Below are 24000 nucleotides of genomic sequence, written 5' to 3'. Positions count from 1 at the left end.
ATCATCGCCTCCTTAACTGGGGATTTGCAATAATTTCTAGTGCTCTTGAAGTGAAGAATACAGCGACAATTAGTAAAGAAATCGCTATGCCTGGGGGTATAACCCACCACCAAGCATCTCGCATTGCTCCGGCCATAAAAGCTCTTTGTAGAATTTGTCCCCAGCTGATCACAGTTGGGTCACCAAACCCTAGAAAACTTACACTAGCTTCAGCGATGATAGCTTGTGCCATTCTAAGTGACATTTCAAGTAATGCCAAAGGTAGGACATTTGGCAAAATGTATAAGAAAATAATTCTTAAATTGCTAGCACCTGCAACCCTAGCAGCTTTTACATAGGGACGTTCTTTAACAGATAGTACTTGTGCTCTTATGATACGAGCAATTGTACGCCAACTTAATATTGTGATTGCTAAAACTATGTTAAATAAACTTGGTTCTAATAGAGTAACTAATATAATCACAAATGGTATAAAGGGAATGGCGTACGATATATCCACTATTCTCATAAATAAGTTGTCTAAAAAACCACCAAAATAACCTGAAATCAAACCTATATTGGTACCGATAAAAGTTACAAATAGTGCTGCTAATGCACCCACAAATAAAGCAACTCTTGATCCCATAATTACTTGACTAAAAACATCTCGCCCTCGATTAGTGGTCCCAAATAAGTGTTCACTTGATGGTGAGTCTGTTCTTCTTAGCTCGCCATTTTCATCTCGGTGTCTTTCCATCTCGTCGTAAGGTGCAATCATTGGAGCGAAAATAGCGACTCCAACAAAGCAGATAAAGACAATTAAACCAATTATCGCAAGTTTATCTTGTTTAAATATATCAACAAACTTACTAATGAAGTTTTTCGTTTTTGATAAGAAACTATTTAGTGGTGACTCTTTGGTATCTATGGGTTTATTAATCTGTGGATTTTGGTTGTTGGTCACAATTATCACCTCGCTTTAAAATAAATTATTGATAAGAAACACGGGGGTCTAAATATGCATAAAGTATATCTACTAAAAAGTTAAGTACCATTACAATAAAGGCTAGCATCAAAAAGGAGGCCTGTGCTAAGGGATAATCATGACGTTCAGCAGCTAATACTATTTCTCTACCAAGACCAGGCCAGCCAAATACATATTCAAGTGTAACGGCTCCTCCTATAGCCATGCCTAAAAATAAAGCCAAATTTGTTACAACTGGTAGCAAAGCATTTCTTCCCGCATGTATAAACATTATCCTAGATTTTCTAAGTCCTTTTGCTTCAGCCATTTCAATAAAATCTGCTCCAATTAAATCCAACATTGTGTTTCTCATTATTAAGGTGGGGCGTGCAATATAGTAAATACTAGACATTAATACAGGTAAAATTAAGTGTTTTAAAAAATCCATACTGAAATATAATTCAAAGAAGTTCTCTGAACCATGACCGGGTGTTCTCATTCCTGAATGAGGTAACCATTCTAATCCAAAACTAAAAATCATTATACCTAGCATGCCCAGGAAAAAAGGAGGTAGTGAGCGGCAAATAAGAACTACTGCACTCATTCCTGATTCAAGTTTAGAACCTCGATACCAAGCACCAATAATGCCCAGTGAAACACCGATTGCATAAGAAAAAATAATTGCTGTGATCATTAAAATAATTGTATTCATAGCATAAGTAGAAATTATTTCAAATACTGGTTGACGATAATGAAAAGATATACCAAGATCACCTTGTAGTAAGTTACCTAAGTAAACAAAATATTGTTCGTGAAGGGGACGGTCTAACCCAAACCTCTCAAGTAACATTTCTTGAGCCTGAACAGACATTTCCGGTTCTAACATTGAAGCAGTAGGATCACCAGGCATTAATCTAAACATGAAAAATACAAGTGTAACTACTACAAATAAGCTTACGAGGACTTGGATTAACCTACGGATAATGAATTGTTGAAGACCCAAATATTTCACCACCTTTAAATAAACATTTTAATTTCTAAGTTTTATAATCTGGGGCTAAAAATAAGCCCCAGCTATAATTGATTATTCTGGATAGTAGATTCTACCTTCACTATCCCACTCGTACCCAGCTTCTTCTAAAATGCTACGAGCTTTATCCATGTCAAACTCATATTCTTCTACGTCTGGATTTCTCCAAAAATCGTTTGCAGGAGAAATCACTCTTCCTGCTCCCCCAGGCATTGCATAACCATCTTGTAGTACATCTATTAAAAGTTCATGATTAATAAGATGTCCCATGGCGTGTCGAACAGCCTTATCATCAAAAGGTGGTTTACTGTTGTTTAAGCTCATGTAATTTAAACCTATCGAAGGATGTGTTTTTAGTTCAAGGTGGTCAATATCGTCTACTCTATCGACATAATCTGATTCAAAACCTTCCGCAACCATTTCTATTGCTTCTTGTTCTAGACCACCAAACTGTCCTTCCTCGTGGCCATAGATAATATAATTAATTCCATCCATATCTATTTCGTCTGCTTCAAAATATTCTTCGTATTTTTCAATTTGTAAATATTCTCCTCTTTGCCAATCTGAAAACTCAAATGGCCCACTTCCAATAACAGGAATATTTTCATATTCATCAGGGTGTGATAAATTTTCTTCTTCTTCAATATCTTCCCATATATGCTTAGGTAATATTGGGATTTGACCTAAAGTATTTGTTAAAAATGGAGCATATGGATCTTCTAATTCAAACCTTATTGTGTCATCTTCTAACAGCTCCACTTGATCGATTGGATCTAAGAATCCTTCAAAATAAGGTACACCTACATCAATCATATTCTCAAATGTAAAGACTACATCATCAGGGGTTACTGGCTTTCCATCATGAAAAGTCATGTCATCTCGTAAGCTTACATCTACTTGATCACCTTCTTCTGAAACTTCAAAGTCTTCGGCTGCCCATGGTTTTGGTTCTAAACCAGGGCCTACTCTTACTAACTTGTCATAAACTAACCTTAATAACTTCCATTCAAAAACTGACGTTGCAGCATATGGATTAACTGTATCTAAGTCTTGTAATCCACCGATTCGTAATTCACTATCATCTGTAAGTGGCTCACCATAGAATGGTAACCATTCATTATACAATCCTTCTGGTGTTTTAATCATAGTATCTTCGTCCCATTTTTCAGTGTTTAATGCATTAAGGCCTTCGACATAATATAAAACATACATTGGAGCATCTTCTGCTAATTTTTCCTGAGCTTCATAAATAAGTTCTTGTCGTTCATCTGTGTCCATCGCTTTTCTTTGTGCTTTTGCTATTTCATCAAATTCATCATCTTGATACGCGTGAAAATTATTTCCACCTTGTACAGCTTGAGAAGAATGGAAGAGTGTATAGGTGAACATATCTGGATCAATTCTCTCTATTCTACCTGACCACCCCAAGATTAAACCGTGCCAATCTTTTTCACCAGGAGCCCTTCTAGCCCTATCGACCAATGTGCTGTGCTCTAAAGGCCTTACATCTACCTTGAAACCTAATTCTTCCATATTTTCTTGAATCATCAGTGCTGCTTCATTTCTACCTGGATCAAATTCCATAGTTGTTGTGTGAAGCGTTAGCTCAGGAACTATCCTTTCTTCCTCTGGTTCATCTTTGTCAGCGACTGGGTCTTCTTCACCACATCCCATGAAAATAAAGGTAGTGGTAAGAGCTAATAAAACAATGATTAATAACTTTAGTGGTTTTATCAAATTTCCCCCTCCTTTGAAATTAAATAGTCTCTCGGAATTCACCGATTTTGTCAGGAACGCGTTTCTCTTGTTCCTGTTATTATTAATCCTCCTACTTTAAGTAAGGGGATTAATAAATTGAAGCTAAAAAAACTGGAAATTTTGAATAAAAAACGAAAAATAAGTCTAAAAGCACTTGACATTGCAATAATACCGCCACAATCGAGTTGAGGGATATTTTTTCCCTAAATTCTACGATTGGGGTGTCAATAATGAAGCCTTTAGTTGTTTACCATGAAGATTATCAAAACTTTGTTTTAGAAGAGTTAAAAAACATTATTCAGGGTGGAGCTTTTACTCTTGCAAATAGTGATTGGCCTGTTTTAACCAAACTAACTGATCTTTCATACCTAACAACGTGGATTTCAAGCTCTTACTCTAAAAAAGGTCCTCCACCTCGCGATCCAGCTTCTATGCTTAGGTCTTACTTGCTTCTTTTGTTTACTTATCCTTCTCTGGGGCTCACTGAATGGGTTGATATGATGAAAAAAGTACCTCTTTATGCTAGCTACCCTAAGTGGTTTCTTCCCTTCAGATATACCCGGTGTTGGAACTTTCTACGACTTTTTTTCTCGTCTATGGGGACTAGACAAACAAAATTTTTTAAAAGACAAAAACGAAAAAAGAAGCGTCAGAAAAAGCTGAAAAAAGGTCAAAAGCAAGCCCATAAAAACCCTGGTTTTGTACATAAGCTTGTTAAACGTTTTCTTAATCACGATGCCTAGTTACCTGGTGACAGATTGTTTGAATTTTTCCATTCACAGTTTTTAGAGACTTCAGCTAAACTTGGTCTATTAGGTGTTCTAAATGCTATCGGACTCGCTGATGATGGAACCCCTTTAGAAACTGCTGTTTATCCTAGAAGTAAACCCAACTTGTAATTGTCGTGCCCAGGGTATAGCGGAACTGCACCCGTCCTCGCCTTACTCACAACCCGATTGTAGTTCAGGGTGGGATAGCTCCAGAGAAAAATATTTCAATGGATACCACCTCTACATGATTTCTACTAGCGATAGTAAGTATGACTTACCACTTTATCCAAGACTTCAACCAGCATCACGAAATGATAGTATCAGTCTGGTCGCTATCCATTGAATTTACCACAGGTCAACTAAAAAGTGGTACATCAGGCTTTATTGTATTATGATGTGTCAACACATCGATGCATGGTACAGCGTTATCTGTGAAGAACCTGCCTTAATTTCTACCTTGTTTTAGTTAAATTGTCAGCTACTTTTAAAAGCATATAGTTGTAAGCTTAATATTTATGCTCTTTTTTAAATAAAGCGTATTTTAAATTTGATTTAGATCGTTAGGTTATAGTATTTCCAGTTAATTGTTACCTTTTTGACAAAAGTTCAAGTTTTTATTCCGAGAGGCTATATTAGAATAAACTTGTTTAATTGTTTTGACTTTGTTTTATTATCACCCCCCTAATTGAAAGTGACTTTTATTAATTATATATAGTTAGTTTTTTTCATATTATTACTCTTTGTCCAACAATATAGATATAATTAATGTTGTTTTTTCTGACATGCTGTGTATCAAAGGAGATTTAACGATTTACTATAAAATCTCTAAAACTTAATCAATAAATCTGTTAATAAAATTGAAAAAATATACAATAATAATGAATTTTCAAAAAACACGGCGGTTAGATTATGGAGATAGATTCATTAAAAGAGTCACTTTAAAGGATAGTTTTTGTGACCTTAGGTTTCAAGTTCATTAACTACTATCAAAGGTTCGAAAAGAGAAATTGATGAAGTCTCAGAGATAAAAAAGAGTGGTGGTTTTGGAACATGTTCTTTTACAGACATAAATGATGTTAATTTTGCTATTAGAGAAGCTAAGAAAGCTAGTGATTTAATAACTGGGAAAGAAAATTTAGAAAATGTTGAAGTACATAAAGACTATGAGAGTTGAGCCTAAAAAGGATCCTAGAGAAGTCTCTATTAAGGATAAAAAAGCTTTATTAGAAAAGACGTAAAAAATTATTATGGATAACGAAAATATTGTAGATCTTAATTCAAATTATTATGAACAATTTACGGATACTTTAATTCTTAATAATTACGGAACAGAGGTACGACAAGAAGAACTTATTTGTGGTATTTCATTTAAGATAACATAGATCTATTAGATGCTGGACCTATTACTGGAGGAAACTATGATGTGATATTAGATAGTGATGTACGTGGTCTTTTTATACATGAAGCCTTTGGTCACTTGAGTGAGGCTGATAATTTAATTGGAAACGAAACTTTAGCCAAAATAATGATACTAGGGTCTGAGTTTGCAATGGAAAAATTCAATGTAATTGATGATCCAACAAAAACAGGTCACCCAGGTAGCTATGTCTATGACCATGAGGGAACAAAAGCTAAACCTATGTACTTAATAGAAAATGGAAAACTTAGTGGTAGATTATATTCATTACAGTATTAGGGCGAAAAGCCCACGATTGAAAGCGTGCTTTTCGCCCTGATACTGTAATAAAACGGCATCATTTCTTCCAACAAAACTTCTATCCTGTCTAAAAATTCTACTAACAATAATATCAGCTACTTTATGTAAATTGATTTCAGAGAGAGTTTTTTTATGTAACTTTGGGTTTTCAAGTCTAAATGTTTTCGCAATTAAGTTTAATTCAGTTCGACTTTTTGGCTTTTTAGAACTTTGTAAAGCATCTTTTAGGGAAAATTTGAACAAAAAAACAATTGCTACAACACCAAAAGGATATGCAATCCCATAACCTACAGAAGCTAAAGGATCTCCTGTGGCTTCAAGAGAAGTCGCTAGTCCTGGAGTACTTGTTAGATAATATTATAATAATCTATATATTAGAAAAGCAAGTTATCTGATTTTACAGGAAACTTATTCATTAAGATTTTAAAGATTATGTATACCTTGATTAATAATGGAAAAAGTAATAAAAGAAAATAAATCACTTTAGCTATAAGGAGGGCAAGTTTTATGTCACAAATTAAGTGTAAAGTAGAGGAGTGCTACTATAACGATAATTATGTGTGTGGAGCTTCTTCTATTGAAGTTAAATCTAGTGTGACAAATAACATAGTTAATGATACTAGAGATACTGCCTGTGAAACTTTCGTTCCAAAAAGAGAGCAGTAACATACAAAATAATCCAAATAAATATGACCCCAAATGAGGGGTCATATTTTATTATGAAGGATCATCATCTTTATTAGGTGGATGCATAAGCTCTTCTCCATTTGGCCCTTCATACCGTCTCCAGATACCTGTAATAGCTGCTACAAAGAAGATCACTAGTAATATCCAACCATGAAAAACGTAAGGTGTTACTTGGGCAGGGGAGATAGGTTCAATAAACTCATACTCATTTGTAAGCCTACGTATAGTTGTGATAGCTAGTAATAAACCAGCACTCCAAGGATAGATATAGCCTAATGCAGAAGTTTGTGCATCTAAAAAATTTGCTCTTCTATAAGGATGAATATGATGATCCTTACCTATTTGTCTTACAAAAGGTGCTGCTGCTACTTCAGCTGCAGTATTAATAGTGATCACACTATTTAGTAAAGCAACCATTGCCCAGTAAGCAAGTTCAGCTCTCATAATGACACCATTGATTTTAGCTGTAATCCATTCTCTGAAATCTTCCATGGCACCACTTAATCTAATCATATGGCTACATGCTACTATCAGTAATATCAAAATGGCATACTCTACATATCCTGCTAAACCGTCGACTAATGCACCTGAAATTGTCGCCTCTTGAGTGTTAAAATGTATAATTGCACTCAAAGGTGCGAGACCAAGTAAAACATTGACTAGTATGCCCACAATTATTCCCCAGGTTAGTGACACTAGTAAATGGAATCCACTAAATGCTAAAATTAGCACTAGTGCAAAGGGGATTAACAGTAATAACCCTGAGGGATCGGCGTACTCTTCGATTATAGCTGTTGTTCCTTCAACTCCTGCTGCACCTTGTGGAGCAGCACCTAAAATTATATATAATATAAAAGTTGGAATGGCTGCTGTGATAGCATACTTAAACCTGCTTTTAACGACACCAGGAACATCAGTTTCTTGTGTGGCAGCTGATACAATCGTGGTATCTGAAATAGGAGCCAAGTTATCTCCAAAAGCAGCACCACTGCATATGGAAGCTACTAATATAACAGGATGTGCACCCATTATTATTCCTGCAGGATACATCAAAGTAGCAAAAGCAACAACAGTACCATAACCTGTACCTACAGCTGAAGCAAAAGCTGCTGCTAATAAAAAGTTAATTGCTACAAACAAACCACCTTCGACTCCAGTAATATGTGCAATCCACACTAGTCCTTCAACAAGTCCTCCCGCTTGAAGCACTTCAGAAAACATTCCTGCAAAGAACCATGCTACAATAGCAACAGCAGCAATTGTTTGAGTAAATCCTTCAAAAACTGCTTGAGCATAGATGTCTCCACTATTTTTACAGATAGCCATTCCAACGATCAAACCTATAATGGCACCCATAGAGAGCCCATTGGTGGTAATCACTCCTAAAAAACTTGCTATAATAGCCCAGATTACGAAAATCAGAATTGGAACAACACCACCAAAAGAACCAAGGTGAAAATTTAGTTCTTTAATTTCTTGTTCTTCTTCCATGAAAAACTCCCTCCTTTTAGTAATACATTTTTAGTGTAACCACACTAAAAAGAAGCATACTAAAAACACCCATCATTTATTGATGATGGGTGTTAAAGAAGTTTTATTTATTTTTAAAATAAAATAATCCAAATAATAAAAGGAAAGTAGTTATGATCGTAAGAAAGATTAGGACATTAATAGCACCAAACTGGAAGATAAGTGGAGCTGAAGCTGCTGTAAATAGACCGCCTCCGACTATAGGTTCGAATAAAATTTGTTTGTAGCCAAAACTTTCTAGTGCCGGAGTTTCATTTTCTGGGTCCGCTACTTTCATTAATAATAGCCCAGTAGCAGCAACTCCCATGGATTGTCCGAAATCACCAATTGCTCTTTCAAACCAATAAGAAGTTAATACTTTTGGTGCTAATATTCTAAAGACAAAAATAGTCCAAATAATACCACCTATAGCTAAAACAGTGAATGGGATAATATTATCTCTAATAACTGTAAGTTGAAGAGTTGCTAAAGAACTAACAATTAATATATCTAATGCAAGTCCTTGTATTCTAGAAATAAAATCTTCATCTAAAGTTTTATAACCATCTAGTCTATCTAATGCAAATTGAGTTATTATACCTCCTACCATTGCTAATGGAAAGAGAGGAACATATTCTATTAGGTAAACACCGGTGGCTTGTCCCCAAGTAACATCCTCAAACCATACAAGGCCTTCAAGGATACCGTAACCTAGGAGAATAGATAGTGCAATATAACCAAAATGTAATGATAGTGGTTCTATTGATTCAGCTTTTGTACTTAAATGTCCTGCTGGTGAACGTTGATCTAATTCTGTAAGTCCCTTTTTTTCAATATCGTCTCGAGATTGAGGTTTAGAATTAGTATTTAGCTTTTTATTACTTACTCCCCAGTTGATAAGAGATATACCAATAATAGCTCCACCTAACACACCAACAGTTGCCATACCTGTAGCAAGGGCTTCACCATCTTCAAATCCCATTTCTGCAAAGGTGTCTGCAAGTCCAGCTGCAGTACCGTGACCACCAACAAAACCTATTTCAATTAATGCTCCTGCCAGTGGATCGACTCCAAATACAGGTGTTAAAATGAATATAACAAGTAATAGTCCCACAATATATTGGCCAAATGAAAAGATATATCCTAGAACAACCTGTGGTCCGGCTAAGGTCCAGACTTTATTTAGGGTAGGCAATTTTTTACCTAAAAAAAGAGAAGCAAAAACTACATTGATCATCAAACCTGGTAAATACGCCCAAGTCTCTAGACTGTGTTCTGGAAAAATACCAGATTGAAACCAATAAAAAATATTAGAGAAGTCAAATAAATTTCCTAATACTTCTGGTCCTAAAATTAAACCTACAAACCCAGCTATAACTGAGCTTGGAAGGAATAGATCTTGTAATAAAGAAACTTTAACTCTGATAAATTTACCAATTAATAGCAATACACCTAATAATAGAATGCTGAAACCTATAGATAGTTGAGTCACTAGAATCCCTCCTTAAAAAAACGTTTTATATCTATTTAATGTATTAAACCCCGAAAAAAACTCGGGGTCTAAATTACATTATACAACATTCGACGACAATCTACAAACTTTCTATCTAACCACTTAAAGACTTGACAGATTATATAAAAAAATATATACTATAACAAATTGATAGATGGCTCCTTTAAGATAGTCCCGTGAGACTATCAAGGAATTATATCGAAGTTATCTTTGAATTGGTGTACCATACCAGTTTAGAGTTACTTAGATAGTGGTATATATTCCCTGTGCCTCACGGTAACAGGGATTTTTTTATACCCAGTTCCTTTCCGAGCTAATTTGGGGGTGATACTGTTGGATACTAATGAAAAAGCTCTTATAATGGACCAAGATAAACTGAAAAGAACACTTACAAGAATTTCTTATGAAATCATTGAACAAAACAAAGGAATTGATGATCTAGTAATTATAGGGATTAGAACTAGGGGAGTTCCACTTGCAAAACGACTTGCTAACAAAATAGAAGAAATAGGTGGAAAAGAAATACCGACAGGAGTTTTGGATATTACACTATATCGGGATGATTTAACTACATTATCAGAACAACCAATTTTAAAAAAGACTGAAGTACCTCTAGATATCAAAGGAAAAAAAGTTATATTAGTAGATGATGTCTTATTTACTGGTAGAACTGCGAGATCAGCCTTAGATGCAGTAATTGATTTAGGACGCCCTAAGCATATTCAATTAGCTGTAATAGTTGATAGAGGTCACCGTGAACTTCCTATTCGTGCAGATTATGTTGGAAAGAATATTCCTACATCAAAAAAAGAACTAGTTTCAGTCAAATTAACTGAACTTGATGGAGAAGATAAAGTGGTTATTGAAGAACTTTAAAACAAAATATATGGCCCTTTAAATTAGTCCTGCGAGGCTAATAAGGGAGAGTCATCTAAATATAGACTCCTGTAAAGACGGGGGACCTGTGCCAGATTTAGATGTATAACTTCCTATTAGCCTTGTATGCAAATAGGAAGTTTTTTTATGTAAAAAATACAAGGGAGGGATATATATTGGTTCTTAAAAGAAAGGATTTATTAGGGTTAAAAGATCTTTCAAAAGAAGAGTTAGAACTGATTCTTGATACAGCAGATAGCTTAAAGGAATTTGCAACAAGAAAGTATAAAAAACTTCCCACTTTAAAAGGAGTTTCAATGATCAATATGTTTTATGAGCCTAGTACGCGAACTCGAGCTTCTTTTGAATTGGCCGGAAAATATCTAGGTGCAGACACAGTTAACATTAATTCTTCAGCTAGTAGTGTTGTTAAAGGTGAAAGTCTTGTAGATACAGGGAAAACTTTAGAAGCTCTTGGAGTTAATATAGTAGTTATGCGCCATCCTATGGCTGGGTCTTGTAAGTTATTAGCAGACAATGTCACAAGTTCTATTATAAATGCAGGAGACGGTACTCATGAACATCCGACTCAAGCTTTACTTGATATGATGACAATTAGAGAACAGTTAACTAGTCTTAAAGGGAAAAAAGTGGCGATCGTAGGAGATATAGCACACAGCCGTGTTGCTAAATCAAATATTTGGGGACTTACAAAATTAGGTGCAGAGGTGGCCCTTTCAGGACCTCCTACATTACTAGACCATAATAAGTTCACTAAACTAAATGTTACATGCCATCATAAAGTTGAGGATGCATTAAAAGATGTAGATGTTGTTATGGCTTTAAGAATACAAAAAGAAAGACAAGGAACTACTTTAATTCCGAGCTTAAGAGAATACGCTAGACTATATGGGATAACAAAGGAACGGCTTTCATTAGCTAAAAAAGATGCACTATTATTACATCCTGGACCAATCAATCGGGGGATTGAGCTTACTGGAGAAGTAGCCGATAGTTTAAAATCTCGTATAAATGAACAGGTAACTAATGGTCTAGCTATTAGAATGGCATTACTTTATTTATTATCAGGAGGTGAACAGAATGGCAATATTGCTTAAAAATACTCAAATAGTTGGTGAAGATAGGCAAGTAGATATATTGATTAAAGACGATATTATTACAAAAATAGAAAAAAACATTTCAATAGATTCTACAGGAATCGAAATAATAGATGCTTCTGAGTATACTGTTTTTCCTGGGTTTTGTGATATGCATGTACACTTAAGAGAGCCTGGTTATGAGGCAAAAGAAACGATTGCTTCAGGGACAAAAAGTGCTGCTATGGGAGGTTTTACAGAAGTTTGTTGTATGCCTAATACCTACCCATGTGCAGATAATAGTGGAATTATCCAGCAAATAAAATACAAAGCCCATACTGAAGGTGTAGTTAATGTACACCCAATAGCAGCTATAACAAAAGAACGTCAAGGTAAGGAAATAACTGAAATGGATGAACTAACGTTGTCTGGAGCTGTAGGCTTTTCTGATGATGGTAATACAATCATGGATGCAAAGGTTATGAGAACTGCTCTTGAGTATGCAAAAATGTTAGATGTTCCTCTGATAAGTCACTGTGAAGATAAAAATCTTTCTAATGGCGGAGATATGAATGAAGGAGCACTTGCCATGATGCTTGGGCTTTCAGGGATACCCAATCAAACAGAAGATATAATAGTAGCACGAGATATAATGCTTTCTAAATTAACAGATTCACATGTTCACATTGCTCATGTTAGTACAGAAGAATCAGTAAACCTAATAAGACAGGCTAAAGCCGATGGACTACAGATAACAGCAGAGGTGACTCCTCACCATTTACTTCTCACTGAAGATATATTAGAAAACTTTGATCCTAATTCAAAAGTAAACCCTCCCTTTAGAACTGAACAAGACAGACAAGCGCTTTTAAAAGGGGTAGTAGACGGAACTATAGATTGTATTGCAACTGACCATGCACCTCATACCCCTGATGAGAAGAATGTAGAACTGACTAACGCTCCCTTTGGATTAGTCGGATTAGAGACTGCTTTTTCAGTTTCAAAAAAAGCATTAGTTGATTCTGGGTTATTAACATTAAAAGAACTTGCAACTAAACTTTCTTATAACCCACGTAAAATTTTAAAGATACCTGGTGGAGAAATTAAGGAAGGAAAACCAGCACAATTAACTCTAGTTGACCCTAAAGAGAAATATCTGGTAGATTCAAAAGAATTTCAGTCATTAGGTAAAAATACACCATTTGATGGTTTTGAGTTTACTGGCAGAGTGAAGGCTACCATTGTTAATGGTAAATTTGTAGTAAAAGATGGCAAACTTCAAAAATAAAGGAGGTAAACTATGGGTGCTAAACTATTATTAGAAGATGGATCAATATTTTACGGAACTCCAATTGGTACAAAAGAAAATATAGAGGCAGAAGTTGTTGTTACAACAAGTATGACAGGTTTTCAGGAAACACTCACTGACCCGTCATATTGTAATCAGATAGTGACTTTCACTTATCCTCTAGTTGGAAACTGTGGCATAAATAGACAAGACTTTGAATCAAGCACTTCTCATGTATCAGCTATTATAACTAAAGAACTTTGTGTGAGCCCTAGTCACTTTGAAAAGAAAATAGATTTTGACGAATATCTTAAAAGCTGTAAGATAACTGGGCTTACAGGGGTAGATACTAGAAAACTTGCTAACCTAATTCGAACCAAAGGAACTATGAAAGGGAAGGTGATTTGTGATGATGAAAAACCAGTATCTACACCAACTAATGATTTAGTTAAGACTGTTACTACTGTAAAGCCTTATGTAGTTCCTGGGGGAAAAGATAGGATAGTTGCTTTAGATTTTGGAGTTAAAAAAAGTTTACTTGAATCGTTATCTAACCTAGAAGCTACAGTTATAGTTCTTCCGGCTTTTAGTTCATTTGAAGAAATCATGAGTTACGAACCTGATGGTATTTTGTTATCAAATGGACCTGGTGATCCAAAGGATATCTCAGAGGTAATACCTACTATTAAAAAATTACTAGAAGAACAAATTCCACTTTTAGGTATTTGTTTAGGACATCAGTTATTAGGACTGTCCTTAGGTTTTGAATCAGTTAAAATGAAATATGGTCATAGAGGTGGAAACCATCCAGTAAAAGATCTAGATACAAAAAAAGTATGGATAACCTCTCAAAATCATGGCTATACTTTAAAGGCAAGTGAGGTCTTAGATAATATTCGAATAACTCATGTAAATTTAAATGATGATACTATAGAAGGTTTTGTTCATAAATCACTACCAGTATTATCAGTACAGTTTCACCCAGAAGCAGGTCCCGGACCACAGGACTCAAAAGATATCTTATTTAATTTTAGTAAGCTAATAAAAAAATCTAAGGTAGGTGATTATCATGGGTAAAGATAATAATTTAAACAAAATATTAGTTATAGGATCTGGTCCTATTGTAATAGGGCAAGCGGTAGAGTTTGACTATGCCGGTACTCAAGCTTGTTCTGTTTTAAAAGAAGAGGGATATGAAGTAATTTTAGTTAATTCTAATCCTGCTACCATTATGACAGACACCACTATGGCTGATAAGGTATATCTTGAACCCCTTACTTTGGAGTATCTTAAAGAAATTATTAAAAAAGAACGACCATGTGGTTTATTAGCTACACTAGGGGGTCAAGTAGGGTTAAATCTTTCAATGGAACTGAAAGAATCTAAGATATTAGATGAGTATAATGTAAAACTTTTAGGTACTTCAACTGAATCGATTAAAAAAGCTGAAGACAGAGATATATTCAAAAATACTATGAATGAAATCAATGAACCTATCGCTGAAAGTAAAATTGTATCATCAGTTGATGGTGCTCTAACCTTTGCAAGTACTATTGGGTATCCGGTAATTATAAGACCTGCTTATACCTTAGGTGGTACCGGTGGTGGTGTTTGTAGAGATGAAGAAGAGCTTAAGGAAATTGCACTAAGTGGGTTGAAAAACTCACCTATCGATCAAATATTAGTAGAACGCTGCATTACAGGTTGGAAAGAGGTTGAATATGAAGTCATACGTGATAATAATGACAACTGTATTACTATCTGTAATATGGAAAATATAGACCCAGTTGGAGTTCATACAGGTGACAGTATAGTAACTGCACCATCTCAAACACTGACAGATAAAGATCATCAAATGCTACGAAGTGCATCTATTAAAATTATTAGAGAACTTGGGATTAAAGGTGGATGTAATATTCAATTTGCACTAGATCCCTATAGTAGGGACTACTATGTAATAGAAGTAAACCCTCGAGTAAGTAGATCTAGTGCACTTGCGTCAAAAGCAACGGGTTATCCCATTGCACGAGTAGCCACTATGATCGCTCTTGGCTATAATTTAGATGAGATACAAAACCAGGTAACAGGAACAACATCCGCATGTTTTGAGCCTACCCTTGATTATATAGTCTTAAAACTTCCTAGGTTTCCCTTTGATAAATTTAACTTAGCTGATAGAAAACTAGGGACTCAAATGAAAGCTACAGGTGAAGTGATGGCAATAGGTAGAAACTTTGAGTCTGCTTTTATGAAGGCATTACGGTCCCTTGAGATTGATCTAGGAGATCTTTATAACAAAGATTTAACTAATCTTAAAGATGAAGATATTATTACTAATATTCAAGAGCAAACAGATGAACGAATTCTTTGGATATTTCATGCCATAAGAAAAGAGATACCACTTAGCACTATCCATTCCGTCACTGAAATTGATAGGTACTTTCTCGCTAAGATTAAAAATTTAGTTGATCTTGAAACAAAACTAACTAAATTACCATTAGATAATGAGTTTTTACAAGAATTAAAAGAATATGGTTTTACTGATGAGGTAATAGAAAACTTTGCATCAACCAATAATATTTCAAAGATAAGAAGTTATGCAGAAATAAATCCTACGTATAAGATGGTTGATACTTGTGCTGCTGAGTATGAAGCGAATACCCCCTATTACTACTCGAGTTATGAAAAAGAAGACGAAGTTTTGGTTTCACAACAAGATAAAGTAATAGTTTTAGGTTCTGGTCCTATCAGAATAGGACAAGGAGTCGAGTTTGACTACTGCTCTGTTCATTCAGCACAAGCATTAAAAGAACTTGGATATGAAGCAGTTATAATTAATAACAACCCAGAAACAGTAAGTACTGATTTTAATATCTCAGATAAATTATACTTTGAACCTCTCACATGTGAAGATGTTATGGGAGTAATAAAGAAAGAAAAACCTACCGGAGTTATCACCCAATTCGGTGGTCAAACTGCAGTAAATCTAGCAAGACCACTTAACAATTTAGGTACAAATATTCTCGGAACTAGTGTAAGTGATATGGATAGAGCTGAAGACAGGGATAAGTTTGATAAACTATTACAAGATTTAGACCTAGATAGACCAAAAGGAAAAACGGCAAGAACTAGTGAAGAGGCTTTGAAAATTGCAGAAGAAATAGGCTTTCCGATAGTTATTAGACCGTCTTATGTCCTAGGTGGGCAAGCAATGGAGATAATACGAAGCAGTGAGGAATTAAAGTCTTATATCAATTGGGTAGTTAAAGTATCCCCTGATTATCCTATCTTGTTAGATAAATTTATTCAAGGTATAGAACTAGAAGTAGACGCTGTTTATGACGGAGAAAATGTATTAATCCCTGGGATTATGGAGCATATCGAAAAAGCGGGTGTACATTCTGGAGATAGCATGGCAGTTTTTCCTTCAATATCACTTACAAAAGAACTGAAAGATAAAATAGAGTATTACACTGAGAATTTAGCAAAGGGTTTAAATGTAAAAGGAATTATAAATATCCAATATGCTTACCATGATAACAAATTATATGTAATAGAAGTTAACCCACGATCATCACGAACTGTACCTTTCATAAGTAAAGTTACTGGCTTACCTTTAGTAAAAATAGCTACTAAAGTAATGATGGGATATAGTATTAAAAATCAAGGGATAACACCTGGCTTGCATCCAGAACCAAATTACTATTCTGTTAAAGCACCAGTGTTTTCTTTTGCAAAACTAGCACAAGTAGATACTACTCTAGGCCCGGAGATGAAATCTACGGGTGAAGTATTAGGGATTGATTATAATTTAGATAGTGCTCTTTATAAGGCTATGATTGCAAGTGGTTTCAATATAACCTTATCAGGGGGAGTACTTGTAACGGTTGCAGATAGGGATAAAAAAGAGGTTACCCCTCTTGTAAGAAACTTAAAAGACCTAGGTTTAAATATATATGCAACACCAAAAACAGCTTCATATTTAAGTTCACAAGGAATTGAAGTAGAAGAAGTTTCTAAAATACAAGAAAGCTCACCTAACTTACTAGATCTTATTCAAGATAACAAAATCCAATATGTTATAAATACATTTACTAAAGGCAAAGAACCTACAAGGGATGGTTTTAAAATTAGAAGAGCAGCAGTAGAAAATGGTATTCCTTGTCTAACTTCTATAGATACTTCTAAAGTTTTAGTAAATGCTATTAAGTCATTACAATCTGAAGAAATTAATCGGGTACAATCACTACAAGAGTACCTAGAGAAAGGAGAATAAAAATGAGTACAATTAAACAAAAATGGGTTAGTGAAAAGACTGTAGTCGTATCTAATAAGCCCATTACAAAAGATTGTTATCAATTAGTATTAAAATCTCCTAAAATAAGTTCTCTAGGTGAACCAGGTCAATTTATAAATATTTTAATGGCTCAGGAAGAAATGGGTTTTTCTACAGACCCACTTCTTCCTAGACCATTAAGTATTTACGACCTTGATAAAGAACAAGGTTATGCATCAGTTGTATATAGAGTTGTAGGAAAAGGTACTAAATTACTATCTCAGTTACGTTCCACTGATAAATTAAAAATAATGGGACCTCTAGGTAAGGGTTTTAAATATAGGTGGGATGAACAAAAAAATCTTTTATTAGTAGCTGGAGGTATTGGAGTTTTCCCATTATTTCTTTTAGCACAATCATTACAAAATCAAGGCCATCACGTTAAGTTACTAGCAGGCTTAAAAAACAAAGAAGAACTTCCTCTCATAAAGCCTTTTATAGATTTAGGTATAACAACTGAGATTTCAACTGATGATGGTAGCTATAATTATCAGGGAACAGTAATAGATCTGTTAAAGTTAGACCTTTTAGATAACCAATATGATTTTTGTTATACATGTGGTAGAGAAGAAATGATGAAAACTGTAAATAATCTAATGGTACCTAGAGATATTTCAGTACAGGTTTCATTAGAAAAAACAATGGCTTGTGGTGTTGGTGCATGTCTTGGTTGTACCTGTAAAACTAATTTAAAACAAGTATGTACAGATGGACCTGTTTTTTCTGGAAATGAGGTGTTTATTAATGAATAATTGTGTTGATTTACGAGTGAATTTTGCAGGTATTAATATGAAAAACCCTGTAGCAGTAGCATCAGGTACCTTTGGTTTTGGTACTGAATATCAACCAGTTGTTGATCCTTCAGATTTAGGTGCAGTTGTAGTTAAAGGACTTACATTAGAACCTAGAGACGGAAATACAGGAACTAGACTTTATGAAACTCCTTCAGGTCTTTTGAATTCTATTGGTCTTATGAACCCAGGTGTAGATTATTTTATAGATAATATTCTTGAGACTTTGAAACAAAGAGATATAAACGTCATTGTAAATATTTCTGGTAATAAGCTTGAAGAATATGCTAGGTTAGCTGAAAAACTCTCAAAGTGTGAAAATATTAAAGGTCTTGAAATTAATGTATCGTGTCCGAATGTAAAAAAAGGTGGTCTAGCTTTTGGTGTAGACCCTGAACTTACTTTTGACGTAGTTAATACAGTTAAAGATAATACTGATTTACCAATTATAACTAAGTTAACACCAAATGTAACAGATATCAAAACTATTGCTAGAGCTTGTGAACAAGGAGGTACTTCAGCTCTTTCGTTAATTAATACACTTAAAGGTATGGCTATTTCACTAGATAGTAAAAAACCAGTATTTGATAATGAAGTAGCAGGTTTATCTGGCCCAGCAATTAAACCAATTGCTCTTCGATGTGTTTTTGAGGTAAGTCAAGTAGTTAATGTTCCGATAATGGGACTCGGAGGTATATCAAATGTAAATGATGCTATAGAAATGATAATAGCAGGTGCATCTGCTATCGCTGTTGGTACCGCAAATTTTATGAACCCAACTGTTAGTAAAGAAATTATTGAGGGGCTAGAAAAGTACTGTATAGATGAAGGTATTACTGACATCGAAGAGTTAGTGGGTCTTTCTCATAGAAATAATTAAAACTTTGGGAGGGAAATAATTTGAATAACGATAAACTGATTGTGGCCTTAGATGTATCTTCAGAAAAAGAAGCAATAGCAATAGTAGAACAATTGGGAGACCAGGTTAATTATTACAAAGTTGGAATGGAGCTTTTTTATTCAGCGGGTCCAGAAATAATAAAAAAACTACGAAAATATGATAAACAAGTTTTCCTTGATTTAAAATGTCATGATATTCCAAATACAGTTGCTAAAACAGGTAAAGTTTTAACTGAACTAGGTGTTTCTATGTTTAACCTCCATATTTCAGGAGGGAGAGAAATGATGGAAAGAACAGTCGAACATGTACAAAATAAAGCAGAACACTTAGGGATAACCCCACCTAAAATTTTAGGTGTTACTATCTTGACTAGTATTGATAATGAAACATTCCAAAAGGAAATTGGATTTTCTGGTTCGATTGAACAAAAAGTAAAAGAGTATGCTTTACTAGCTAAATCATCAGGCCTTGACGGGGTTGTCGCTTCTGCAAAAGAAGCAGCTATTATAAGTGAAGCTTGTCCTGAGAACTTTTCTATAGTCACACCTGGTATTAGACCTAAATTTTCAACAAAGGGTGATCAAAAAAGGACTCTTTCACCAAAAGAAGCGTTACAAAAAGGTTCAACTCATTTGGTTATCGGACGTCCAATAACAGGTTATCATGACCGAGAGTCGAAAATACATGCAGTTTCAAAAATATACGAAGAAATGTTTAATTACGAGGGAGGTTTTTAGTATGTATCAACAAAAAATATATAACTTATTTAAAGAAGCGGGTGCTATTATGGAAGGACATTACCTTTATACATCCGGTAAACATGGAAGCCACTATATTCAATGTGCTCAAGTTTTAAAATCACCATATTATACAGAAATATTAGTTAAAGAGCTAACTAAGAAGTTAACAGGTGAGTATGATTTAGTAATTGGACCTGCCGTTGGTGGTATTACTTTATCTTATGAAATTGCAAAACATTATAATGTCTTTGGACTTTTTACTGAACGAGAGGATGGAGTAATGAAACTACGTCGTGGCTTTGAGATACCTAAAGGTGCAAAAGTATTAGTTGTAGAAGATGTAGTTACTACGGGTGGTTCTGTTAAGGAAGTAATAGATGTAGTAGAAGATGCTGGTGGAGAAGTTAAAGATATTGCAGTACTTGTAGATAGGTGTAAAGATATTAAGAAAAGTAAATTAAGTGATTATAAAGATAAATATCATGCATTATTAAAATTAGACCTAGAAGCATATGAACCAGATGACTGTCCTTTATGTGAAAAGTATGGTCGACCTATAAAACCAGGAAGTAGATAAAAAGAACTGTACCTCTATATTTAGGGGTACAGTTCTTTTTATCCATCTGTATAAAAAATAGCTATACAACCCGTTGGTAATATTTATAAAAACTATTTGTTACTAAAATTTAGCACCTATATAATTTAAGTATAAGAATACAATTTCAAGGAGGGGATATTTTGTTAAGTGCAATTTCTAAGATAAGTGAAAAACAAATGAAACAAAAAGCTCGTGAGAAAGCAGAGAAACATTATCGTGAAGGTGACTACTTATGCTCTGAAGCAATATTATATACAATTAACGAGCTTTTAGAGGAACCGCTCCCCAAAGACGTAGTAAAATTAGCTTCTGGCTTTCCTATAGGGTTTGGCGGAGCAGGATGTTCTTGTGGGGCAGTATCAGGAGGGATTATGGCATTAGGTCTAGTTTTTGGACGAGCTGAATTTAAAAAAGATAATGAAAAAATAATGAAAGCTTCAAAAGAATTACATGATTGGTTTGTAAAAGAAAACCACAGTAACTGTTGTAGAGCTCTTATTAAAGATTATCAATTTGGAAGTCAAGAACATTTAGATCAGTGTATTTACTTTACAGGAATAGTAGCTGAAAAAACAGTAGAACTGATATACAAGTATTAAGATTATCTATGTTGCAGCTAAGGCTGCAACATTTTGTTTCTGAAGTATTATTATACAATTTTAACAATTAGTTAAATATACATAACTGTGGAATATGATTTAATATAAACTATTTAGGTTGATTTTAAAGAATCATCATAAATTTTTTAAAATATTTGATACATTAAAACTCCAATAATCATTAAAACAACTCCTATTATGTCTGTTGGCGATAAACTAACAGCAGGGTCACCAAACAAACCAAAGATACTAATGATCATACTGACGGTTATTTGTGTTACAATTAATATAGTTACAGAGTGACTTACACCTAACGCACCTATACCTTTCATAATAGAAAAAACTATAAGTACTGCTAATACTCCACCTAATAGGTAATCAAACCTTACATTTGTAATATTTGTAAAGTTTGGAGGCCCTTCGAAAATAAACATTAAGGCTACTGCAAGAAAGAAGCCTGTGCTATGTACCCAAGTATTTGTGTGCCACAAATCTACTTCTTCACTTAATCTAGTGTTAAATACCCCTTGTAATGATACAAAAATACCTGCAAGTATTGAATAAATAATTCCTTGTACCATATCTTTGCTCCTTTCAATGTGTCTAAATATATTCCTATGGTTTATTTTATCTTTGTTTATTGCCTTTCATACTCTTAAGTAATTAGGTATAGTTAGTAATTACTGGTGTATAAGTAATTTTATACACCTTATTTTACTCTTATTATAAGGTGTAGTTTCCTTAATTGCAATATTGAATTGAACTAATTTCCAACTGTAATATATGTAAGCTAAACAATTAAGATTTCTCGGTAATATTTGTTATTAGAGTTTAAAAATTTTACGATAATTCAGTAAAATTGGGTAATTTTTGTTTTCTTTTTAATCTTAATTAGGTCATTTTAATTTGACAACATGGTAAGGGTAATATTTAAAATTTCTGGTAATTATATTATTTATATAGAGGAATATTGATGAAAATAGCGAATTTATATTAATTAATGTGAAATATATAACCAAAAAATAATTTAGTCATGATTAAAGAGGGGGGGGATCTTCAGAATAGTTGGAAAGTATTTACTCTATTCAAAAAACATAGGAAACTGGTGAATAATGTGTTTACTTAAATAATATTAGATGGAGGGATATATGTGTCAAATCAAGATAAGGTTTACAAAACACTAGATAGTCTAAATATTGACTATAAAGCGTATAAACATGAACCGGTTTATACTATTGAAGAAACAGTTGAACAAGTTCCTGAAACGGAAAAAACACATTGTAAGAATCTATTTTTGCGAGATTATAAAGGGAAAAATCATTTTTTAGTAATTTTAACAAGTGAAAAAGTTGTTGATTTAAAAAAATTAGCATCTCAAATAGATAGTAGTAGATTGAGTTTTGCTTCAGCTCGTAGATTAAGTAAATATCTAGATTTAGAACAAGGTTCTGTATCTCCTTTTGGTTTAATAAATGATACTGAAAATGAGGTACAAGTTATCATAGATCAAGATGTTCAAAATCAAGATAATATTACATTTCACCCTAATGTAAATACAGAGAGCATTACCATTTCGTATAATGACTTTGTAAAGTATTTAGATTGGGTAGGTAATAAGTATTGTTTTCTTAAAATATAATCTTAGTAAAATAAACTAGGCACCTTTCTCTATACAGAAGGGTGCTTTTAATTTATTAAGGTTGTTTTTAGGAAAACCTTAATGATATTTTTCCTAAATATTAACATTTATAAAATAATAATATATAATAGAAATATACAGTGAAATAACCTTTTGTAAGCGTCAAACTATCCCCACATAGTAAAACAGCTAAGATTGTGTCATAATTCCCCCAACTAACTAAGGTAGGGGGAATTTTCATGTCACAACCTAAAAACAAATATGAAAAACGAAGAGAAAGCTGGAAACAGCACATAGCTGAGTTAAGATCCAGTGGCATGACCACTAGAGAATGGTGCAATACACACAATTTAAGTATCACTAAACTGCGTTACTGGCTCAGAAAATACAAAGATGAGGATTTGAATAATTACAATAATACATCTGAGACTCAGTGGCTTCCGTTGAAAGTTGATAATGCCAACCAGGTAGAACAGGACACTTCCCAGATGATAGTTAAAGTAGGTCAGGCTTCCATAGAAGTAGGTCCTGGTTTTGATAAACAATTACTAAAAGATTTAGTAAAGACTCTTTCGGAACTATGCTAACAGAAGCCAGTGTAGAAAGAGTCTACCTGGCAGTTGGCAAAACAGATTTGAGAAAGTCAATAGACGGCTTAGCAGTGTTAGTACAACAGAGCTTTGAATTAGATCCATTTTCTCCATGCCTGTTCGCTTTTTGTAATCGCAAGAAAGATAAAATCAAAATACTCTACTGGGACTCATCGGGCTTTTGGCTGTACTACCATAGATTAGAAGAAGGTAAATTCCAGTGGCCCGATGATACTACTACACAGACAGTAAGCATAAGTTACCGTCAACTGCGCTGGTTACTCGATGGATTAGCTTTAGATCAACGAGATGCTCATGACCAAGTAACCAGAAATAGAATTTTGTAAAAAAACACTGATTTCAAAGGTTTTTAGTACAAAAAGTCGAATTAAATTAGTATGACAAATCAAGAGAAAGCAATCCAACAATTACAAGATAGATGTACTGCATTAGAGCGAGAAAATGTCAGGTTAGAAAAAGAGAATAAATTACTCAAAGAACACTACCAGCTTAACCGACATAAACAATTTGGAAGCTCTAGTGAAGTAACTCCAGATCAGATGCAGCTTTTTAACGAAACTGAAAAAGAAGCTGATGTTTCTGCAAAAGAGCCTGAAC

General features: G+C 34.1%; 26 protein-coding genes. 19 read left to right on the top strand and 7 right to left on the bottom strand.

Translation table 11 applies throughout. The features are described 5' to 3' along the window. Nucleotide 1: 1 nt before the first annotated feature. The 3 genes from CDO51_RS09885 to CDO51_RS09875 form a co-directional block, all read right to left on the bottom strand. The gene (locus CDO51_RS09885; protein WP_240503544.1) at nucleotides 2-943 is read right to left on the bottom strand and encodes an ABC transporter permease; all 942 of its coding nucleotides are present in this window, start codon (nucleotides 941-943) and stop codon (nucleotides 2-4) included. Between the two features lie 25 nt (nucleotides 944-968). Then, the gene (locus CDO51_RS09880) at nucleotides 969-1955 is read right to left on the bottom strand and encodes an ABC transporter permease (protein ID WP_240503546.1); all 987 of its coding nucleotides are present in this window, start codon (nucleotides 1953-1955) and stop codon (nucleotides 969-971) included. Nucleotides 1956-2027: 72 nt separating this feature from the next. Continuing rightward, a complete protein-coding gene (locus CDO51_RS09875) occupies nucleotides 2028-3710 on the bottom strand; it encodes an ABC transporter substrate-binding protein (protein ID WP_089024106.1) in 1683 nt (560 codons plus the stop codon). Nucleotides 3711-3961: 251 nt separating this feature from the next. Between CDO51_RS09875 and CDO51_RS09870 the strand changes: the two genes are divergently transcribed. From CDO51_RS09870 to CDO51_RS09865, 4 genes are all read left to right on the top strand, one after another. Continuing rightward, a complete protein-coding gene (locus tag CDO51_RS09870; RefSeq protein WP_089024105.1) occupies nucleotides 3962-4474 on the top strand; it encodes a hypothetical protein in 513 nt (170 codons plus the stop codon). A gap of 15 nt (nucleotides 4475-4489) precedes the next feature. Beyond that, nucleotides 4490-4630 carry a hypothetical protein gene (locus tag CDO51_RS13835; protein ID WP_158212419.1) on the top strand — a complete coding sequence of 47 codons (141 nt, stop codon included), beginning with the start codon at nucleotides 4490-4492 and terminating at the stop codon, nucleotides 4628-4630. A 1118-nt stretch (nucleotides 4631-5748) separates the two neighbouring features. Then, a complete protein-coding gene (locus CDO51_RS15070) occupies nucleotides 5749-5883 on the top strand; it encodes a hypothetical protein (protein ID WP_276207023.1) in 135 nt (44 codons plus the stop codon). Nucleotides 5884-5924: 41 nt separating this feature from the next. Further along, nucleotides 5925-6197, top strand: a complete 273-nt coding sequence (locus CDO51_RS09865; protein WP_240503543.1) for a metallopeptidase TldD-related protein — start codon at nucleotides 5925-5927, stop codon at nucleotides 6195-6197. Here CDO51_RS09865 and CDO51_RS09860 read toward each other — a convergent pair. Next, nucleotides 6186-6461, bottom strand: coding sequence for a TrkA C-terminal domain-containing protein (locus CDO51_RS09860; protein ID WP_089024103.1), 276 nt, complete (start codon nucleotides 6459-6461; stop codon nucleotides 6186-6188). The genes CDO51_RS09865 and CDO51_RS09860 overlap by 12 nt on opposite strands. Nucleotides 6462-6725: 264 nt before the next feature. Here CDO51_RS09860 and CDO51_RS09855 point away from each other — a divergent pair, with 264 nt between their 5' ends. Further along, nucleotides 6726-6884 carry a DUF1540 domain-containing protein gene (locus CDO51_RS09855; RefSeq protein ID WP_089024102.1) on the top strand — a complete coding sequence of 53 codons (159 nt, stop codon included), beginning with the start codon at nucleotides 6726-6728 and terminating at the stop codon, nucleotides 6882-6884. A 51-nt stretch (nucleotides 6885-6935) separates the two neighbouring features. On the opposite strand, the gene CDO51_RS09850 is transcribed toward CDO51_RS09855, so the two are convergent. Beyond that, nucleotides 6936-8396, bottom strand: coding sequence for a Na+/H+ antiporter NhaC family protein (locus CDO51_RS09850; RefSeq protein ID WP_089024101.1), 1461 nt, complete (start codon nucleotides 8394-8396; stop codon nucleotides 6936-6938). Nucleotides 8397-8499: 103 nt separating this feature from the next. Continuing rightward, nucleotides 8500-9906: a sodium/glutamate symporter gene (locus tag CDO51_RS09845; RefSeq protein WP_089024100.1), complete on the bottom strand. Its 1407-nt coding sequence runs from the start codon at nucleotides 9904-9906 to the stop codon at nucleotides 8500-8502. Nucleotides 9907-10260: 354 nt separating this feature from the next. Here CDO51_RS09845 and pyrR point away from each other — a divergent pair, with 354 nt between their 5' ends. From pyrR to CDO51_RS09795, 10 genes are all read left to right on the top strand, one after another. Then, complete coding sequence (pyrR, locus tag CDO51_RS09840) at nucleotides 10261-10803, top strand: bifunctional pyr operon transcriptional regulator/uracil phosphoribosyltransferase PyrR (RefSeq protein WP_089024099.1); 543 nt, start codon at nucleotides 10261-10263, stop codon at nucleotides 10801-10803. Nucleotides 10804-10979: 176 nt separating this feature from the next. Next, on the top strand, nucleotides 10980-11921 hold the full coding sequence (locus CDO51_RS09835) for an aspartate carbamoyltransferase catalytic subunit (RefSeq protein WP_089024098.1): 942 nt from the start codon (nucleotides 10980-10982) through the stop codon (nucleotides 11919-11921). Further along, nucleotides 11905-13188, top strand: coding sequence for a dihydroorotase (locus CDO51_RS09830; protein ID WP_089024097.1), 1284 nt, complete (start codon nucleotides 11905-11907; stop codon nucleotides 13186-13188). The genes CDO51_RS09835 and CDO51_RS09830 overlap by 17 nt, the downstream gene beginning before the upstream one ends. Before the next feature lie 12 nt (nucleotides 13189-13200). Next, entirely contained in the window at nucleotides 13201-14265 is a 1065-nt protein-coding gene (locus CDO51_RS09825) for a carbamoyl phosphate synthase small subunit (RefSeq protein WP_089024096.1), read from the top strand. After that, on the top strand, nucleotides 14258-17464 hold the full coding sequence (gene carB, locus CDO51_RS09820) for a carbamoyl-phosphate synthase large subunit (RefSeq protein ID WP_089024095.1): 3207 nt from the start codon (nucleotides 14258-14260) through the stop codon (nucleotides 17462-17464). The genes CDO51_RS09825 and carB overlap by 8 nt, the downstream gene beginning before the upstream one ends. A 2-nt stretch (nucleotides 17465-17466) precedes the next feature. Continuing rightward, nucleotides 17467-18276, top strand: a complete 810-nt coding sequence (locus CDO51_RS09815; protein WP_089024094.1) for a dihydroorotate dehydrogenase electron transfer subunit — start codon at nucleotides 17467-17469, stop codon at nucleotides 18274-18276. Then, nucleotides 18269-19195 carry a dihydroorotate dehydrogenase gene (locus tag CDO51_RS09810; protein WP_089024093.1) on the top strand — a complete coding sequence of 309 codons (927 nt, stop codon included), beginning with the start codon at nucleotides 18269-18271 and terminating at the stop codon, nucleotides 19193-19195. The genes CDO51_RS09815 and CDO51_RS09810 overlap by 8 nt, the downstream gene beginning before the upstream one ends. Nucleotides 19196-19215: 20 nt before the next feature. Further along, nucleotides 19216-19953, top strand: coding sequence for an orotidine-5'-phosphate decarboxylase (gene pyrF / locus CDO51_RS09805; RefSeq protein ID WP_089024092.1), 738 nt, complete (start codon nucleotides 19216-19218; stop codon nucleotides 19951-19953). 1 nt (nucleotide 19954) lies between these two features. Continuing rightward, nucleotides 19955-20533, top strand: a complete 579-nt coding sequence (gene pyrE, locus CDO51_RS09800) for an orotate phosphoribosyltransferase (RefSeq protein ID WP_089024091.1) — start codon at nucleotides 19955-19957, stop codon at nucleotides 20531-20533. A gap of 197 nt (nucleotides 20534-20730) precedes the next feature. After that, nucleotides 20731-21153, top strand: coding sequence for a C-GCAxxG-C-C family protein (locus tag CDO51_RS09795; RefSeq protein WP_089024121.1), 423 nt, complete (start codon nucleotides 20731-20733; stop codon nucleotides 21151-21153). Between the two features lie 146 nt (nucleotides 21154-21299). On the opposite strand, the gene CDO51_RS09790 is transcribed toward CDO51_RS09795, so the two are convergent. After that, nucleotides 21300-21734: a DMT family transporter gene (locus CDO51_RS09790; RefSeq protein WP_089024090.1), complete on the bottom strand. Its 435-nt coding sequence runs from the start codon at nucleotides 21732-21734 to the stop codon at nucleotides 21300-21302. A 563-nt stretch (nucleotides 21735-22297) separates the two neighbouring features. On the opposite strand from CDO51_RS09790, the gene CDO51_RS09785 reads away from it, so the two are divergent. From CDO51_RS09785 to CDO51_RS09770, 4 genes are all read left to right on the top strand, one after another. Further along, nucleotides 22298-22792, top strand: coding sequence for a prolyl-tRNA synthetase associated domain-containing protein (locus CDO51_RS09785; RefSeq protein ID WP_089024089.1), 495 nt, complete (start codon nucleotides 22298-22300; stop codon nucleotides 22790-22792). A 239-nt stretch (nucleotides 22793-23031) separates the two neighbouring features. Beyond that, on the top strand, nucleotides 23032-23379 hold the full coding sequence (tnpA, locus tag CDO51_RS09780) for an IS66 family insertion sequence element accessory protein TnpA (protein WP_089024088.1): 348 nt from the start codon (nucleotides 23032-23034) through the stop codon (nucleotides 23377-23379). Continuing rightward, nucleotides 23373-23729, top strand: a complete 357-nt coding sequence (gene tnpB, locus CDO51_RS09775; protein WP_089024087.1) for an IS66 family insertion sequence element accessory protein TnpB — start codon at nucleotides 23373-23375, stop codon at nucleotides 23727-23729. Before tnpA ends, tnpB begins: the two co-directional genes overlap by 7 nt. Nucleotides 23730-23780: 51 nt before the next feature. After that, nucleotides 23781-24000 (top strand): IS66 family transposase (locus CDO51_RS09770; RefSeq protein WP_476703721.1); only part of this gene is annotated, 220 nt, incomplete at its 3' end.

It is taken from the genome of Natranaerobius trueperi, from assembly GCF_002216005.1.
In the GTDB taxonomy this organism is placed as follows: Bacteria; Bacillota; Natranaerobiia; order Natranaerobiales; family Natranaerobiaceae; genus Natranaerobius_A; species Natranaerobius_A trueperi.
Note: the sequence above shows the minus strand (reverse complement) of the source record. Positions and strands in the feature narration are given on the sequence as shown.